This is a genomic window from Bacillus sp. FSL R9-9497 (assembly GCF_038005805.1).
GTDB classification, from domain to species: Bacteria; Bacillota; Bacilli; order Bacillales; family Bacillaceae_G; genus Bacillus_A; species Bacillus_A cereus.
Map to the genome: position 1 here is coordinate 963,844 of NZ_JBBOTY010000001.1, position 14,805 is coordinate 978,648.

Here is a 14,805-nt window from a genome sequence, read left to right on the forward strand (position 1 = left end):
AGAAGTCATAAGGAAAAGGTTGATAGTTAGATATTTTTCATAAAGAAAAGACACCCATATAAGAGTGTCCTTTCTAATAGTTTTTTAGCAGAAGCAACTGCATCCGATAATGATTAATAGTATAAAGAGTACAACAAGCAAAGCAAATCCTCCAGCAAAACCACAGCCTTCTCCGCAACTACCACCATAGTCCATAATAGTTCCTCCTTTAGGTAAGGGGATTAAAACTAAGGTTCATTCATGTATTTTAACGGGTTCACTTTACTTTATGTTTTTAAGAATGAATGGAGTAGGTCCTTTTGAAAATAAAGAAAAGCCCCCCTAAAGTGCCTTCCTTCGACTTGAACCATCTAATTTTAATAATATATTGGACTCCCATCAGAATACTATTTTACTATGTTAATTTTTTTGTTCATTGAGGGGTACCGCCACACATCCATCAACTTAAGGTATATTTTCAAACAAAATGTGGTCTTTCCATATAGTTTTTTATTATCTTTTGTAGATTTTATAAAAGCGGGCATATCAAATAAACCCTGACGGGTTTCAATTTTTTACTATGCTACCTGATGAGTAGAAGTGGTATACTCATAGACAACACCCAAAATATCAAAGACTGTCTTTTTCTCGTATCGATGAGATTTTCGTCCGTTGTGCTGTAGGAGGTTAAACAGACGAAGGAGAACCTTTGATAATTCTTGGGTGTTTTTGTGTAATGCTTGGTAAAAAAGTGAAAAATAATCCTTAATTATGTACATCGCTTTATATTCACTTAGCTCTTTCTGTTTCTTACGTAATAGGAGTTCTCGCATTTTAAACATAGTAGAAGAACATAATAGAATACTAATGAGTTGCCCATAAAGATGACATTCTAATCGCTCTTGTTTAATAGATTTACAACGATGAATTTGAAACCAAGATTTCCATATTTTAAATAACAGCTCAATTTGCCAACGTAATGAATATAAATCATAGATTTTCTCTTTTGGTACCCATTCCGTAGGAATGTTTGTCATATATACCGTAATACCTTGTAAAAGCTTTGTACGCTCTGTATATGTAATTCCTTTTTTCTTTTCACGAATAGCTCGGTCACGTAGGCGTTTCTGTTTTTGCTCCTCGGTACACCTATAAACTACAATACGAGTAGGCAATTTGTCCTTACTCCCTACATATACATCGTGTAATTCATACACTTGGCCAGGTTGTAGTTGTTTCATAATGTCTTCCAAATGAATTTGTATATATACTGGTTTCAATTGAGAGGGTTTTGTTTTAAATACCACTGTTTCGAACTCTTTTCTATATATTTTAGTTGGTAACTTAAGACGAGATAAATAATACCCCTGCTTGTCTTGAATAGACTTAAAGTCTTGTAGACGAAAATATCCTAAGTCACGAATATACAGCTCATTCTTTTGTATCATGCCTGTTCGAGTCGCACCATACGCCTGATCACTTCGTTTTCCTGGCTCAATTTTCACATCAGAAAATTCCCCACTCAACAAGTCATACTCTAGTTGAATTTTCACACCAGCTTTATGACTACATCCTCCGGCACCAGGATAGGTAGATGCGAATCGATCTGGAACCTGAAAGGTTGTAGAATCAAGGATGCGAATGCGCTCAAAGTAGGAAGAAAGAGAATGAGAAATCTTAGATACGCCTCCAATTTTAGCTTGTAGAAGTGTAGTAAATACAGTTCGAAAGAAGGCTACAGAAGCAGAGTTAAATCGCCGATTAAGTCCTTCCGGACTTAATAAAACTCCTGTTGAAGTTTCTAATTGACTACATAGTTGAGTAAGAGAGGTAGTAGCGACTTGTTGATTTAGCCATACACACAAAGATAAGAAATGGTGCCCGTGGCACTTACGTTTTCGTTTCATTCCGCCTGCTTCTATGGCTAATTGATTAAGTGTAGCGGGAGACATATATCGATATAACTCTTCAGCGAATAAAGATAATTCTTGTTTTTGATTCATATTCATAAAAAACACGTCACCCTTTCTCATTAACATAAGAAAATAGTAACGTGCTTTTAACTTCAAAAATAGTCTAAATCCTTAAGTTGATGGATGTGGGGTACCGCCACATCGCTATCAAGCTAAAAAAGTAGGTCACCCCAAAAAAGAGAAAATACGTTAAATTCTCATAGATAACTATCTTATATTAATTACATAATCTAGTGTGATATAATGATATAAAGATATTATATTTAAAAGGGGGATTCAAATTGGTTAAAAACTTACCTTTACTAATAGTGATTTTACTACTAGGTATCAGTTCTTCTACATTAAGCACGAACGGATACTTTTCTCCAGTTATAGAATGGTCTTTAATGATTATAAGTATTATTTTGAACATTACTGCAGTGATAGGTTTATCATTACACGTCCTTGTATATCAACCTATGAAAAGATTTGATAAAAATTTAAAAGAGACCTTCAAATAAAATAATTATATTTGAGGTAACACCACATCGCTATCGAGCTAAAAAAATGTATCCATAAAAAGAAAAAAACGCTATTCTTTCTGTAGAATCATAGGAAAGGATGGCGTTTTTTTATGTCTGTTTCTGTTTCTGATGAATTACAACTATTTGCTCAAGAGATTCAACGTTTTTTATCTCCAAATACCTTACGGAATCTTGCTCGAGATGTTGGTTTCGTACAACGAACCAGTAAGTACCAAGCAAAAGATTTAGTCGCTTTATGTGTATGGATGAACCAAAATATCGCTACGACGTCTTTAACTCAGTTATCTAGCTGTTTAGAAGCCTCGACAGAAGTGCTCATCAGTCCCGAGGGACTGAACCAACGATTTAATAAAGCAGCCGTCCAATTTTTACAACACATACTAGCTGAACTACTAAGCCGAAAATTGACCTCATCTATACCGATTTCTTCTCCATATACTTCTGTTTTTAAGCGTATTCGTATTTTAGATTCAACTGCATTTCAACTCCCTGATGTATTTTCATCGGTTTATCCAGGTGCAGGAGGATGTAGCCATACTGCTGGGATAAAAATTCAACTTGAGTATGATTTGTTAAGCGGACAGTTCCTACATATTCATACAGGTCCAGGTAAACAACATGATCGTACTTACGGCTCTCTGTGTGCCCCAACTGTGACGGCAAATGATTTATGTATCCGAGATTTAGGTTATTTTCATTTAAAAGACCTTCAATATATACAAGATAAAGAGGCCTACTATATCTCTCGTATCAAGTCGAATACACGTATGTATCAAAAAAATCCTAACCCTGATTATTTTCAAGATGGAAGAATTAAGAAAGGTACAGAGTATATACAGTTAGATATGGAGATGTTACTGAACTCTCTTCAACCAGGACAAACATGTGAAATAGCTAATGCTTATGTAGGAATGACTGATAAAGTGCCAGCTCGTGTAATTGTTCATCGATTAACAAGACAACAGCAACAAAAACGATTACAAGATCAAGCTGTAAGAGAAAAAAAGAAAGGAATGAAGTATTCTTCTCGTAGTAAACGACTCAGTGGTATCAATGTATATATGACAAACACCCCTACAGATATTGTCCCGATGGGACAGGTACATGACTGGTATTCTTTGCGTTGGCAAATCGAAATTTTATTTAAAACGTGGAAGTCATTCTTTCAAATTCATCATTGTAAAAAGATAAAACCAGAACGATTGGAGTGCCATTTATATGGTCAGTTGATTGCCATTCTACTCTGTTCTTCTATCATGTTTCAAATGCGCCAATTGCTCCTCATGAAGAAAAAACGAGAGCTTAGTGAGTATAAAGCCATATATATGATTAAAGACTATTTTCTTCTTCTATTCCAAACTATACAAAAAAACACCCAAGAGCTATCAAAGGTGTTACTTCGTCTGTTCAATCTCCTACAGCAAAACGGGCGGAAATCTCATCGATATGAGAAAAAAACGGTCTTTGATATATTAGGTGTCGTTTACAATTCCATGTCTGATAATCAAGCCGCTTAATTCAAAAAAGTGAAACCCATTAGGGTTTATTTCGTATGCAAATCTTTCAATTACCTAAACTTGCCCCTTAGAAAAAAGAAACAATCTCGCCTAAAATTGACTTTGCATAAGCTTAGCTTGATAGCGATGGGGTACCGCCACATCGCTATCAAGCTAAGAAAATACAACTACCCCCAGAACAAGATTTTGTGCTAATTTGTAATAAAAAAGCTCATTTTTTCGTTTTGGGGATACCTTAAAATTTTAAGTTGATGGGCATGGGATCCCGCCCACATTTTAACGAAAATATACGCTAAGCAAATTCCAACATAAAGCGAGCCGAATTTTCTACTCATAAGAAAAATTTCGGTTCGTTTTATGGTTTCATGACAAGTTGTTTACTGAACAATAAAGTTCTTTATTGGAACAGGCTACTTTCTTCAACAATCGGGCCAGATTGTTGAAGAAGAAATATAATAAAAATACTTTTGATTGTTTTATTAAACGAATTAAACCGCAAAAAACAAGAAGAATTCCCCCCCCTTTTACTAGTACACTAAATTCTATAAAGGGGGGAGATCATGAACAATAAAGCCATTGGATTATTTCAAGGAATTGCGTTATATATTTCAGCTATTCTAGGATCAGGTGTCCTTTTTTTATCGGGGGTAACGGCCTCAATAGCGGGCCCTGCATCTATTGTATCCTGGTTTATCGTTATTATAATTAGTTTTCCGCTTGCTTATTCCTTTGCTAGTTTGGCACGGATATATCCTGATTCCGGTGGAGCAGCAACCTTTGTTAGAAATTCTTTTGGATATCATCTTGGCAATATCGTTGGGTGGTTTTACTTTGTAACAGCAGCAGTTGGTCAAACGATTGTATCTTTAACTGGTGCTTTTTACGTCAGTCAGGCATTTGGATTTTCGCATTTTGAAACAATTTTAATTGCCGTCTTTATTTTGGTAATTGCAGGTGTTTCCAATTATTACGGCGTAAATGTTAGTGGTAAAGTTGCATTGATTTTAAGTTCCTTATTACTGATTCTTTTAGCGTCAGCTGTATTTGTGGCGTTTCCAAGAATATAATGGGGAAATTTTACTCCCTTTGTTCCAAATGGATGGTTTTCTGTCGGGAACGCTATAACGGTTATCTTTTGGTCATTTTTCGGTTGGGAGGCGATTTGTAATCTGGCTGAGCACTTTAAAAGGCCAGAAAAAGATATTGTCAAAGGAGCAGTTATTAGTGCAGTTGTCATTGGATTATTATTTTTAGCGCTAAGCCTTGTCACTATTGGAACGGCCACGTATGGCAGTCAAGAAAGCAACCTGTCTCCTATTGGTGTTATAATGGGAGATACAGTAGGCGGAGGTGCCAAAGTCGTTACAGCTGTTTTAGCTTTAATTATTTGTACAGGGACAGCGAATGCTTTTGTAGCCAGCCTAACGCAATTAGGATATTCATTAAGCAGAGATGGTGCTTTCCCAAAATTTTTCTCAAGGCTGCATGCAACTACTCAAATTCCAAGACAGATGGTATTGTTTGTTATCTGTTTTTCGGTAGCAGGTGTGTTAGTGACAAAAGCTTTGTCACTAACGTTTGATGATATTTTGTTTATACCGACTTCTCTTGGGATTCTAGTTTATGTTCTTTCAATGGCAGCAGGCGTTAAATTATTTAGGAAGAACACACGGGCATGGTGGGCATCGTTAATCTCTTTCATTTTATGTTTGCTGGTGATTCCATTTTTTCAATTGTATATATTTGTTCCGTTAATTGTCGTGGCTATATATGCGATTTATATGATTTTGAGTAATAAGATTTTCGCCTACAAGGGAGGGTTAAATTCTAATGAAGGATCAAAATAACCTTTCCAGAGATACCATGTGGAAAGCAACAGTATCATGTGATTCAGCGTATGACGGGATATTCTTTTACGCAGTCAAGACAACTGGAATTTTCTGCCGGCCTTCTTGCAAGTCTAAGGTTCCTAATTATGAAAATGTATCCTTTTTTTCAAATGCGCACGAAGCTCAAAGGGCAGGCTATCGTCCATGCAAAAGATGCCGATCAGATCTAAATATAAAAATATACGACCCGTTCGAATGCGTTTTGGAAGATACTATGCGATTGATAAAAAATAATTATGTTCAAAACATGTCTTTAAATGAAATTGCATCAAGGGTAGGAGTTAGTCGTTTTCATTTAAATCGGATTTTCAAAGAAAGAACAGGGTATACTCCTCGAATATATTTAGAAAGGATCAGAGTTAAGAAAGCAAAGGAACTTCTCTTGACAACGGTCTTTAATAGTACAGAGATTGGTTATCAAACAGGCTATCAAAGTGTATCTAGCTTTTATAATGCATTTAAAAGAAATACAGGATTTTCACCGAGTCAATTCCGTGCTTTCCATAGTGGAAATACCGTAAACCAAGAACTTGACTGAATTCACGTTCTTTAACAAAAGATAGCATGAATTAACAAGAGTGCTTTGTACTCATCGTATTTTTTGATAAATCATTACTGATTGATTAAAAGTAAGCAACTTTGTATTGAACAATAATAAGCCATTTTTTCTCTGTTATAGAATTGTAAGCTTTTTAATTCAATCCTCAACAAACGGGCAGGATTATTGAACAAGTTTTATGAACTTTAGTGGTAGCATCATTAGTGAAATGCTTTATAACAACTAATTAAGGAGGGATAGAATATGAGAAATAACTTTCAAATCGTTGCGTTACAAGAGAAGGAGTTTAATAACCTATTTCTAATGAACGAAGAAGTATTAAAAAGTATCGGGGCAGTCAAAATAATAGCAAATAAAAATCCTGGATATCCTTGCAGGATAAGTTTGAAGGATGCAGAGGTAGGAGAAGAGGTAATTTTACTGAATTACCAATATCATAGTGTTAATTCGCCTTATAAAGCAAGTGGTCCTATATTTATACGAAAGGGAGCAACTACTGCTAAGCTAGATGTAAATGAAATTCCGCATATGTTACATCATAGGTATCTATCTGTACGCGGCTACAATGCTGACTCAATGATTGTAGAAGCAAGGGTTACAGAAGGTGTCAATTTAAGAGAAAATATAGATGAAATTTTTGATAATAAAGAAGTAGAATATATTCACATTCTTAACGCTAAACCAGGATGCTATAACTGCCTTGTTAATAGAGTGTGAAAAAATTGAAAATGCAAACTTCTATTATCCTATAAGGGGTACCACCAATCGCTATCAAGCTAATTCAACAAAATCCCCCCTAAAATGAAAAAATACTCTGCTATCTAGTGAACAGTTTTATACTTTCCGAATAATAGTCAAATAAATGGATGATACTATACTTATATAATCATTATCAGGAGGATCTGCAGATTTGCAGATTCTTTTTTATTTTATCGAAAGTAAACTTTTAGCCAGCAGTTTATTTTCCTACTATTGATTTTTTATACGTATTTGTTGAAAAATCAAGGAGCTGCAAAAAAAAACCGAAATTTAGTTCGGTAATAGTAACGTGCATATAAAAGATCCCACTTTGGTATATCTCCGAAAGAGTCATAAAAATCTATGTTTTTTTAATTCAGTTGCAAACTACAAAACTTCTTTTGAAAGAAATGTACATACAAATTATATTTTATTCCATAACTCTCTAACTTTTGTTCATGGTAGTCTGATATTGAAAAAATATAATATTTGGTACGACATCACTTTGTTTTTTTATAAAGTTTTGTAATTAAACTATAATATTGTATTTTTTTTGTATTATTGAAATTAGTAATAATAAAATGTATTATTGAAAAGCACAATTTATAATTCAAGTAATCAGGACTATGCGCCCATTATAATTTGAACATTCAGAAATTATAATATTGTCTAAAAATGAGGTGAGATTCATAGAAACAGTACATATTAAATGGTATGGAATGTATAGTATAAATGATTTTTATAATAGGGAAGAAGCTTCTAAGAAGGGGATATTTGCAATCTCTAGAGTATGTGCTAAGAGTGTAACATTGCTATATATAGGACAAACCAAAAGAAGCTTTATACAAAAGATAAGGGAACTTAATAAGGAGTGGCCTTTCGATGAGAGCGAATTAAAGATTACATTAGGAATAATAGAATTTCCTAGTGGTGAAATTTACTCTGAAAAGAAGGTAAAAGAGATAAAATCCCTTTTGATTTTACGACATACCCCATTAGAAAACGAAACATCTTTATTATACTATAGAGGGAAATTTAATTTAAAAATTATAAATAAGGGAAGAAGAGGTTTAATTGTTAAAAAGCTTTCTACAGGAGATCTAATATGGACATAATTGGAATCACCTTTGAATAAAATTGAAGGTTTCTTAAGTGCAGAAGCTTATCAATTTTTAATGTATTAAACTATTTTGAATAACATATGTCAGATACTTGAAAAAACACAAATTTTATTATGATATGAAATCCTGTATGGAAAGTGTAGTTTATTTCTATTGTTTAATAAAAATATTAAGAATTTTAGGGATAATACATAAAGAGTAGAGGAGAAAGTAAACACGGAGGTTTGAAGAATGGGACAAGTAAGCAGATTTCAAGAAAAACAACAGAATCGTCGTCAAAAGGCAATTTTTAATATTGCATTTACTTTGGTATTAGTGACAGTTGGTATAGTGACATACCAATTGTTTACCCCTTCTAATACATCAACGAAAGCAATTGCTCAAGAAAAGAAAGTAAAAAAGATAGAAGAGAAGAAAACTGAAGATAAAGAAACAGCAAAGATAGAAGAGAAGAAAACTGAAGATAAAGAAACAGCAAAGATAGAAGAGAAGAAAACTGAAGATAAAGAGGCAGCAAAGATAGAAGAAAAGAAAAATGAAGATAAAGAGGCAGCACAGCTAGAAGAGAAATCAAAAACAGAAAAATCGGTAAAAACGAACGGAACTGAAAATAATGAGGAAGAAAAAACGGCATCTCAAGAAAAGGGTTCTCAAACTAATCCTTCTTGGAAGCCAATTGGTACCGAGCAAGGAGCAAAACCTGAAATGAAATTTAAAGAAGGAACAGTAGATTGGAGTGAGATGAAAAAAGCAATTTCTTATGCTGTTGATGTTCCAGAGAGCCAATTGATTTTCCATTTTATTGGGAATAATGGTAATAATAAAGCCTACGGTAATGTACGAGATAAGCAAAATAATAAAAAATATAAGGTTAATATTGATTGGGTAGAAAATCAGGGGTGGAAACCAGTATCTGTACAAGTGGTAAGATAAATAATAGAAATGTAATGATGTAAATCAGCTGTCCATATGGACAGCTGATTATTTTTTTTGCTTAGCGTATTTTTTTGAAAATGCTGGTGGTACCTCGTTGAGAAACATGAATTAAATCTATATTTTGTTTTATTTACCTCACTACTTTATCCATAACTTCTTTATATTTATAATAGTAATTAGTTTCAAATAAATAGTTGTATGGAAGAAAATGTTCCTTGTAAGTAGTAAGCATCCTTTACAATTTTAATTTATAATTATTTATAAAAAAGAAAAGACACCCTAAGGTGCCTTCCTTCGACTTGAACCATCTTAATTTTAATAATATATTGGACTCCCGTCCAAATATTATTTTACCATGTTAAATTGTTTTATTCATTGAGAAATATAGTTTCATTTTATATTTAAAAGAATTCTATAGGCTAGAACCACCTATTAATTAGGGGGAACTGACATGTTAAGCTAATATTATAATACTTCTAGAACGGAAATTTTGAGCAAGATGTATACGAGCCACATATTAAAAAAAAGACACTCTCAAGAGTGCCTCTCCTTAGCAGCCGAATCCGCCGCCCCAACAGCTAGCGCCAACGATGATTAATAAGATGAAGAGCACAACAAGTAAGGCAAATCCGCCGCCGAAACCACAGCCTCCACCACAACTACCGCCATAGCCCATATTAACTCCTCCTTTCATAAAGACCATTTATTAATGGATTTAATTTACTTTATGTTTTTAAGGATGAATGGAGCAGGTCCTTAAAAAAATAAAAGGACTTTGGAAGTTAAAAAGAGTTGACGACCTTATTTTTGTCACCGGTATCCCGCCTTCTACATATTGTATTTTATTCTGTGTATTGGGGGAAGGAGGATCTTATGGCTAATTCTGAGATGATTTTACGTTTACTTACGGATTTAAAGATTGAACAACAATTGTTGAAAGAACAGTTAGAGAAAATGCAAACAGCTGTGACCATTCTTGAAGAAAAATCAGTGACGCTTAAAGAAAAACCAGCGACGCTTAAAGAAAAAACAATGACTCCTGAAGAAAAACCATCTGTTACAAAGCAAAGAGCTTTTTCTGGACGCCCAACATCTTTTCGTGATTGGAGAGCATCTAGTCAAAAAAATTAGAGAATGTTATGTGAAATGATAAAAAAAGTACAGTCTGCTGTAGAAAAGACTGTACTTTTTTATGTTAGTAGAGAATGTTAAGGGAGACGTATTTATTTTGCCTATTCCAATTCCACTTTTAATTGGAGCTCTTTATCTAACTTATCATTATTAAATTTTAAAGTTAATCCTCGCGTGTTTTTCGGTACATCGAATACAATGTTTCCGTCCGAATGTTCATCAGGGTTAACAATACCAAATTTAAATGTAGAGGTATTTGCAGCTTTAAGTACGGATTGATATTCATTGGAAATGTGATATTCTCTTCCAAATCCATCAATTAATTTAAAGTTGTTAATATCTAGTGTAATGGGTTCTTTTTTACGATTATAAACTGCGATGTCTAATACTTTAAAGACACCTTGTGCTTTAACTTCTCCAGTCCCTAGAACATCTAATGACTCGGCAGATCCCATTGACATGTATACATCAGAGGAATCTACATTGGTAGGAAGTTCTTTTTGCGAATCCTTGCTGCTAAGTTTGTCATTCTCTGTTTTTTTGGAAGTCGCCTGCTCATTTTTTGCAGGCGCATCATGTGAACTGCAAGCTGATACTCCAAACAAGAATGTGCTACATAATAATGATGCTAATAACTTTTTGTTCATCGTTTCTTCCTTCCAAAATAGAAGCACTTTTAATGAGTGCTATATATATTTGTCTTTATATGTATTACATTTTATATCTTATTATATTATTTTTGGAAAGAAAAGGGAAATTATTGTACATTTCTCTGATTCGAATTATTTATCTGTCTAAAAGTTGAAATTAAAATGAGCCCCATAAATGATAAACCATTCCACTAACAAAAAACACTAATCCTAAAAATAAAACAATTAAAGCAAGCATTCCATTTTTATTATGTTCCATAAAATTAGCTCCTTTTTTCATTTACTTACATACAAAAAGCCTTTATTCGTAATTATGGCTAAAGGCTGTGGTCATTATACTTTTGTGGTCAATATTACTTTATCTAGCTGTATCTGAGTAATATTCCTCAGCAAGAAACTCTTTAATAAGTGATATTTCATTTGTATCTGGATTAAACTTAAATATTTTAATTTGATTAGATTCGCCTTTGTATGCAAATGTATTCTCACCAACTTGGGTCATATTGCTGGTGTTTAAGATAGGATCGCTACCGTGATCAGTAATTTCTACAGTTTTCTCCCGGTCCCAGAATGCAATGATAATAATCAAAATGATAAGACATACCCGTATAAAACGTAATTCTCTTGCAACAGGATGTTCCATCTGTTAGTCTCCTTTACTGTTTGATAGAGTCTGTTTATAAAAGAGATAATTCCTAGGAATATAAATAAAAAAGACACCGTAAAGTGTCTTTTTTATTTTAGTTATGCGCATTACTTAATAAGACGCTAGTTCCTCAGTCTGGCTATGAGTAACTATGTAGGGTAATTCCATTATAACATTTTAACCAGTAATGGGTCTATATGGAATTTTATTGATTTTCTTTTTGATTATTCAGAATGACTTACCGAGTATTTGGATGAGGAAAGCAGTGAGACAGAAGCGACTAAACTTGTTTTAGAAGAGTGTCTTTTTTGTATCATTGTGAGTAGAGTGTAGAGTTATATTTCCCTTTACACAAACATAACGGTATAATATAGTTAAGTTAAGTAAACTAAACTATTAAACGAAACGAAATAAAAGCATGGAGGATGCTATGACTAGAACGTATAAAGAAGTAATTAATGAAATGAATCGAGCCTATACGGAACTCTATATTTTACTATTTCAAGATTTAAAGGATGAGTTCGGTCTTACTGGGCAGCAAGAGAGCATGTTATTTCATATTCATTTAAATGAAAACACGACAGCAAATAACATTGCGAATACGTTTAATATAACGAAAAGTGCGGTGAGCCAAGTTTTATCGAAATTGGAAAAGCAACAGATGATTTCAAAACAAGTAAACCCTAATAATAAAAGGGAGTATTTTCTTACACTTGGTCCAAACGGTAGTAAGTATATAGAGCGGTTGTCTGAGTTAGATGATGTATTAATTGAGAAATACTTTTCTAAAATCGATATAAATGCCCTAGAGCAAATGACAGAGACGTTAACGAAAATAAATAAAGTGATATTGGAAGAAAAGCAGAAGGATCTTGATTGTAATGAGTAAGAACTTAGATGAAGCAATTAGTAGAAAGGAGGGGAAGCATGTGATGAGTTACATACCAAATATGATTACGATAGCAAATTTTGTGTGTGGGCTTTTGGCTATTCATGCTGTTTTCGTTGAGGATATGTACGGTGCAGTTATGTTCATTATTACAGGTATGGTCCTTGATTTGTTTGATGGCATGATTGCTCGGAAACTTGATTCTGTTTCAGAAATTGGTGGAGAGCTGGACTCATTTGCGGATTTAGTTACTTTTGGTGTGGCACCATCTATTCTTGCATATAATGCTTCGTTAAAAGATTTGCAGTCTATCGGGATGATATGCGCGCTCGCTTACAGTATTTGCGGAATGCTTCGGCTTGCGAGATTTAACACACAGCAAAGCAAACTCCCAACATTCATCGGAATGCCCATTCCATTCGCGGCGATGTGTCTCCTCATTTTATGTCGCCTAAATAATCCAGTTTCCGTGGCATTTGGTACAAGCGTACTCGCTTATTTAATGGTGAGCAAAATCAAATTTCCTCATTTTAAAAAAGATATAGCTGAAAGCTTGGATTCTGAAAGATTGGATTGATAATACGGAATTACAATGAGAAAGATAAAGGAGAATAACATGATTCGTATGGCATTAAGATCATTCAACATACAAATGTATTGTTTGCTAGGCGTAATGTTATTGGGATGGCTCGTGACACCTTTTCGAGCCCAGTTTGTCGGGATAAGCATTGGCCTTTTGGTGAGTATGTACTGCGCCTGGATTTTAGGAAGGCGTATTGAAAAGTTCGGAGATAGCATTGTAAAAAAAGAAAAAGCACCGATGCTCGGAATGATAAATCGGTTCGCAGCCGCAATACTCGGCGCGATTATTATGTATGAAATTGAACATCATGAATTCATGTGGACATTTGCAGCTGGAATTATGGGTGGGTATTTCTTGATTATTATTAATTTGGGGTATTACAGTATGAGGGATGAGAAGGGATAGATGAGTAAACTCTCAAGTATAGAATGATATACTTAAGAGTTTACTCATTTTAAATTTATCTATTACTTGTTGTAACATATCCATTAGAAAAATCCCCATTGCTGTACTGTTTAGCTTTTTCAGTACGTCTAACAATATAACATATATATTCATTATTTTTGGAAATCTTAATCTATTAAATGTCCCTTTTTCGGAGGTCACTTCATTTCGCTAGAAGGCTTTTCTATTTTTCCCGAGAATGAACAGTAATATATAATCTAATTTTCGTGAATGTAATGGGGAGGCAGTAAAATTTGAACAGAAAAATTTGGTTTGTATTCACTTTTTTTGCTCTTTTAGTATCTGGTTATATTGTTGTCCAATATTCTATTATGGATGGATTTCAAACAGGGCTTGTAAAAGCGAAGCTTATGTTTGGATCTAAATTAAGTGATTTCTGGTATAGTATGTTATTTATACATATTACGACTAGTATAGTAGCATTAGTAATTGGTCCTTTCACATTATCCACTAAATTTAGAGAGAGGAATATCAACCGTCATCGAATAGTTGGGAGAATCTACATGGTTGGTATATTATTAGGAGGCGTTTCTGGACTATACCTATCCTTTTATGCTACGGGAGGATTGGTAGCGAAGCTAGGCTTTGGTTTGTTATCTGTATTTTGGCTAACATCAGCATATCAAGCGTTACATAGAGTTAAGAATAAAAAAATTAAAGAGCATCGGAACTGGATGATTAGAAATTATTCTTTAACCTTTGGAGCAGTTACATTAAGAATTTGGCTACCCTTGTTTATAGTTCTATTTGGAATAGAGCGGTTTGAACTTAGTTACGCTATTATTGCTTGGTTAGCATGGGTACCTAATTTAATTGTGGCAGAATTATTTATAAGAAAAAGACTTAATAAAGGAAAATACGAAGGAAATGAGGATTTACATTTTTGATGTGAATCTGCTGTTATATTGAGGACAGAATTCTTCAGTAATTCAATACTTTTATAGGTGTAAGCATGGCGTTACCTAACAACGAATAGCGGATTCCTAATAAGAGTAATAATAAAAACTAACATAAAATTTAAGAAAAATTTTATATTTACCCCACTTTTTATTTTAAAAGTTTTTCCTATCCTATAAACAAGTTACATCAAGGAGGAGACTGAAAATGAAGGAGTGGGGATTTTTTATTTTTAGTATATCCCCTATATTCGAAGACAAAGTAGAAGATTAAATATATGAACAAAGTACTGGTTCTTAAACTATATT

At 33.7% G+C, this 14,805-nt stretch carries 16 protein-coding genes and 1 pseudogene; 12 read left to right on the forward strand and 5 right to left on the reverse strand.

Features of this window, described 5'->3' with window-relative positions:
- Window positions 1–84: 84 nt before the first annotated feature.
- On the reverse strand, window positions 85–195 hold the full coding sequence (locus tag MKY21_RS05015) for a YjcZ family sporulation protein (protein WP_000384438.1): 111 nt from the start codon (window positions 193–195) through the stop codon (window positions 85–87).
- A 362-nt stretch (window positions 196–557) separates the two neighbouring features.
- The gene (locus MKY21_RS05020; RefSeq protein WP_001056973.1) at window positions 558–1,988 is read right to left on the reverse strand and encodes an IS4 family transposase; all 1,431 of its coding nucleotides are present in this window, start codon (window positions 1,986–1,988) and stop codon (window positions 558–560) included.
- A gap of 245 nt (window positions 1,989–2,233) precedes the next feature.
- On the opposite strand from MKY21_RS05020, the gene MKY21_RS05025 reads away from it, so the two are divergent.
- The 7 genes and pseudogenes from MKY21_RS05025 to MKY21_RS05055 all read left to right on the forward strand — a co-directional run bounded on the left by MKY21_RS05025 (window position 2,234) and on the right by MKY21_RS05055 (window position 9,233).
- Window positions 2,234–2,452 carry a hypothetical protein gene (locus tag MKY21_RS05025; RefSeq protein ID WP_000240399.1) on the forward strand — a complete coding sequence of 73 codons (219 nt, stop codon included), beginning with the start codon at window positions 2,234–2,236 and terminating at the stop codon, window positions 2,450–2,452.
- A 113-nt stretch (window positions 2,453–2,565) separates the two neighbouring features.
- Window positions 2,566–3,993: an IS4 family transposase gene (locus tag MKY21_RS05030; protein WP_098578215.1), complete on the forward strand. Its 1,428-nt coding sequence runs from the start codon at window positions 2,566–2,568 to the stop codon at window positions 3,991–3,993.
- Between the two features lie 560 nt (window positions 3,994–4,553).
- Window positions 4,554–5,840: pseudogene (locus MKY21_RS05035) on the forward strand (APC family permease).
- Window positions 5,824–6,420 (forward strand): bifunctional transcriptional activator/DNA repair enzyme AdaA, encoded by a 597-nt coding sequence (locus tag MKY21_RS05040; RefSeq protein WP_000654819.1) that lies wholly within the window; start codon window positions 5,824–5,826, stop codon window positions 6,418–6,420. The pseudogene MKY21_RS05035 and the gene MKY21_RS05040 overlap by 17 nt, the downstream one beginning before the upstream one ends.
- A gap of 264 nt (window positions 6,421–6,684) precedes the next feature.
- The gene (locus MKY21_RS05045) at window positions 6,685–7,158 is read left to right on the forward strand and encodes a DUF1203 domain-containing protein (protein WP_001245414.1); all 474 of its coding nucleotides are present in this window, start codon (window positions 6,685–6,687) and stop codon (window positions 7,156–7,158) included.
- 701 nt (window positions 7,159–7,859) lie between these two features.
- Window positions 7,860–8,294, forward strand: a complete 435-nt coding sequence (locus tag MKY21_RS05050) for a hypothetical protein (RefSeq protein WP_002100802.1) — start codon at window positions 7,860–7,862, stop codon at window positions 8,292–8,294.
- Between the two features lie 237 nt (window positions 8,295–8,531).
- Window positions 8,532–9,233: a DUF1510 family protein gene (locus MKY21_RS05055; RefSeq protein WP_341075634.1), complete on the forward strand. Its 702-nt coding sequence runs from the start codon at window positions 8,532–8,534 to the stop codon at window positions 9,231–9,233.
- Between the two features lie 553 nt (window positions 9,234–9,786).
- Here MKY21_RS05055 and MKY21_RS05060 read toward each other — a convergent pair.
- Window positions 9,787–9,912 carry a YjcZ family sporulation protein gene (locus tag MKY21_RS05060; protein ID WP_000540377.1) on the reverse strand — a complete coding sequence of 42 codons (126 nt, stop codon included), beginning with the start codon at window positions 9,910–9,912 and terminating at the stop codon, window positions 9,787–9,789.
- A gap of 197 nt (window positions 9,913–10,109) precedes the next feature.
- Here MKY21_RS05060 and MKY21_RS05065 point away from each other — a divergent pair, with 197 nt between their 5' ends.
- Window positions 10,110–10,367 (forward strand): hypothetical protein, encoded by a 258-nt coding sequence (locus tag MKY21_RS05065; protein WP_000013694.1) that lies wholly within the window; start codon window positions 10,110–10,112, stop codon window positions 10,365–10,367.
- A 101-nt stretch (window positions 10,368–10,468) separates the two neighbouring features.
- Here MKY21_RS05065 and MKY21_RS05070 read toward each other — a convergent pair whose 3' ends face one another.
- Window positions 10,469–11,014, reverse strand: coding sequence for a DUF4352 domain-containing protein (locus MKY21_RS05070; RefSeq protein WP_341075636.1), 546 nt, complete (start codon window positions 11,012–11,014; stop codon window positions 10,469–10,471).
- Between the two features lie 361 nt (window positions 11,015–11,375).
- Window positions 11,376–11,660, reverse strand: coding sequence for a YmzC family protein (locus MKY21_RS05075; protein WP_000400961.1), 285 nt, complete (start codon window positions 11,658–11,660; stop codon window positions 11,376–11,378).
- A gap of 433 nt (window positions 11,661–12,093) precedes the next feature.
- Between MKY21_RS05075 and MKY21_RS05080 the strand changes: the two genes are divergently transcribed.
- The 4 genes from MKY21_RS05080 (at window position 12,094) to MKY21_RS05095 (ending at window position 14,487) form a co-directional block, all read left to right on the forward strand.
- A complete protein-coding gene (locus MKY21_RS05080; protein WP_000198946.1) occupies window positions 12,094–12,552 on the forward strand; it encodes a MarR family winged helix-turn-helix transcriptional regulator in 459 nt (152 codons plus the stop codon).
- Window positions 12,545–13,129 (forward strand): CDP-diacylglycerol--serine O-phosphatidyltransferase, encoded by a 585-nt coding sequence (gene pssA, locus MKY21_RS05085; RefSeq protein ID WP_000042028.1) that lies wholly within the window; start codon window positions 12,545–12,547, stop codon window positions 13,127–13,129. The genes MKY21_RS05080 and pssA overlap by 8 nt, the downstream gene beginning before the upstream one ends.
- Before the next feature lie 39 nt (window positions 13,130–13,168).
- A complete protein-coding gene (locus MKY21_RS05090; protein ID WP_000620602.1) occupies window positions 13,169–13,540 on the forward strand; it encodes an ATP synthase subunit I in 372 nt (123 codons plus the stop codon).
- 293 nt (window positions 13,541–13,833) lie between these two features.
- Entirely contained in the window at window positions 13,834–14,487 is a 654-nt protein-coding gene (locus MKY21_RS05095) for a DUF2306 domain-containing protein (protein WP_001080296.1), read from the forward strand.
- The last annotated feature ends 318 nt before the right edge of the window (window positions 14,488–14,805 follow it).

What these genes read in the sequence shown, in the direction of transcription:
- MKY21_RS05065 (WP_000013694.1), top strand. Translation starts at nt 10,110, where the DNA reads ATGGCTAATTCTGAGATGATTTTACGTTTACTTACGGATTTAAAGATT.
- MKY21_RS05020 (WP_001056973.1), bottom strand. Translation starts at nt 1,988, where the DNA reads ATGAATATGAATCAAAAACAAGAATTATCTTTATTCGCTGAAGAGTTA.
- MKY21_RS05030 (WP_098578215.1), top strand. Translation starts at nt 2,566, where the DNA reads ATGTCTGTTTCTGTTTCTGATGAATTACAACTATTTGCTCAAGAGATT.
- MKY21_RS05070 (WP_341075636.1), bottom strand. Translation starts at nt 11,014, where the DNA reads ATGAACAAAAAGTTATTAGCATCATTATTATGTAGCACATTCTTGTTT.
- MKY21_RS05060 (WP_000540377.1), bottom strand. Translation starts at nt 9,912, where the DNA reads ATGGGCTATGGCGGTAGTTGTGGTGGAGGCTGTGGTTTCGGCGGCGGA.
- MKY21_RS05045 (WP_001245414.1), top strand. Translation starts at nt 6,685, where the DNA reads ATGAGAAATAACTTTCAAATCGTTGCGTTACAAGAGAAGGAGTTTAAT.
- MKY21_RS05080 (WP_000198946.1), top strand. Translation starts at nt 12,094, where the DNA reads ATGACTAGAACGTATAAAGAAGTAATTAATGAAATGAATCGAGCCTAT.
- pssA (WP_000042028.1), top strand. Translation starts at nt 12,545, where the DNA reads ATGAGTAAGAACTTAGATGAAGCAATTAGTAGAAAGGAGGGGAAGCAT.
- MKY21_RS05075 (WP_000400961.1), bottom strand. Translation starts at nt 11,660, where the DNA reads ATGGAACATCCTGTTGCAAGAGAATTACGTTTTATACGGGTATGTCTT.
- MKY21_RS05055 (WP_341075634.1), top strand. Translation starts at nt 8,532, where the DNA reads ATGGGACAAGTAAGCAGATTTCAAGAAAAACAACAGAATCGTCGTCAA.
- MKY21_RS05015 (WP_000384438.1), bottom strand. Translation starts at nt 195, where the DNA reads ATGGACTATGGTGGTAGTTGCGGAGAAGGCTGTGGTTTTGCTGGAGGA.
- MKY21_RS05090 (WP_000620602.1), top strand. Translation starts at nt 13,169, where the DNA reads ATGATTCGTATGGCATTAAGATCATTCAACATACAAATGTATTGTTTG.
- MKY21_RS05040 (WP_000654819.1), top strand. Translation starts at nt 5,824, where the DNA reads ATGAAGGATCAAAATAACCTTTCCAGAGATACCATGTGGAAAGCAACA.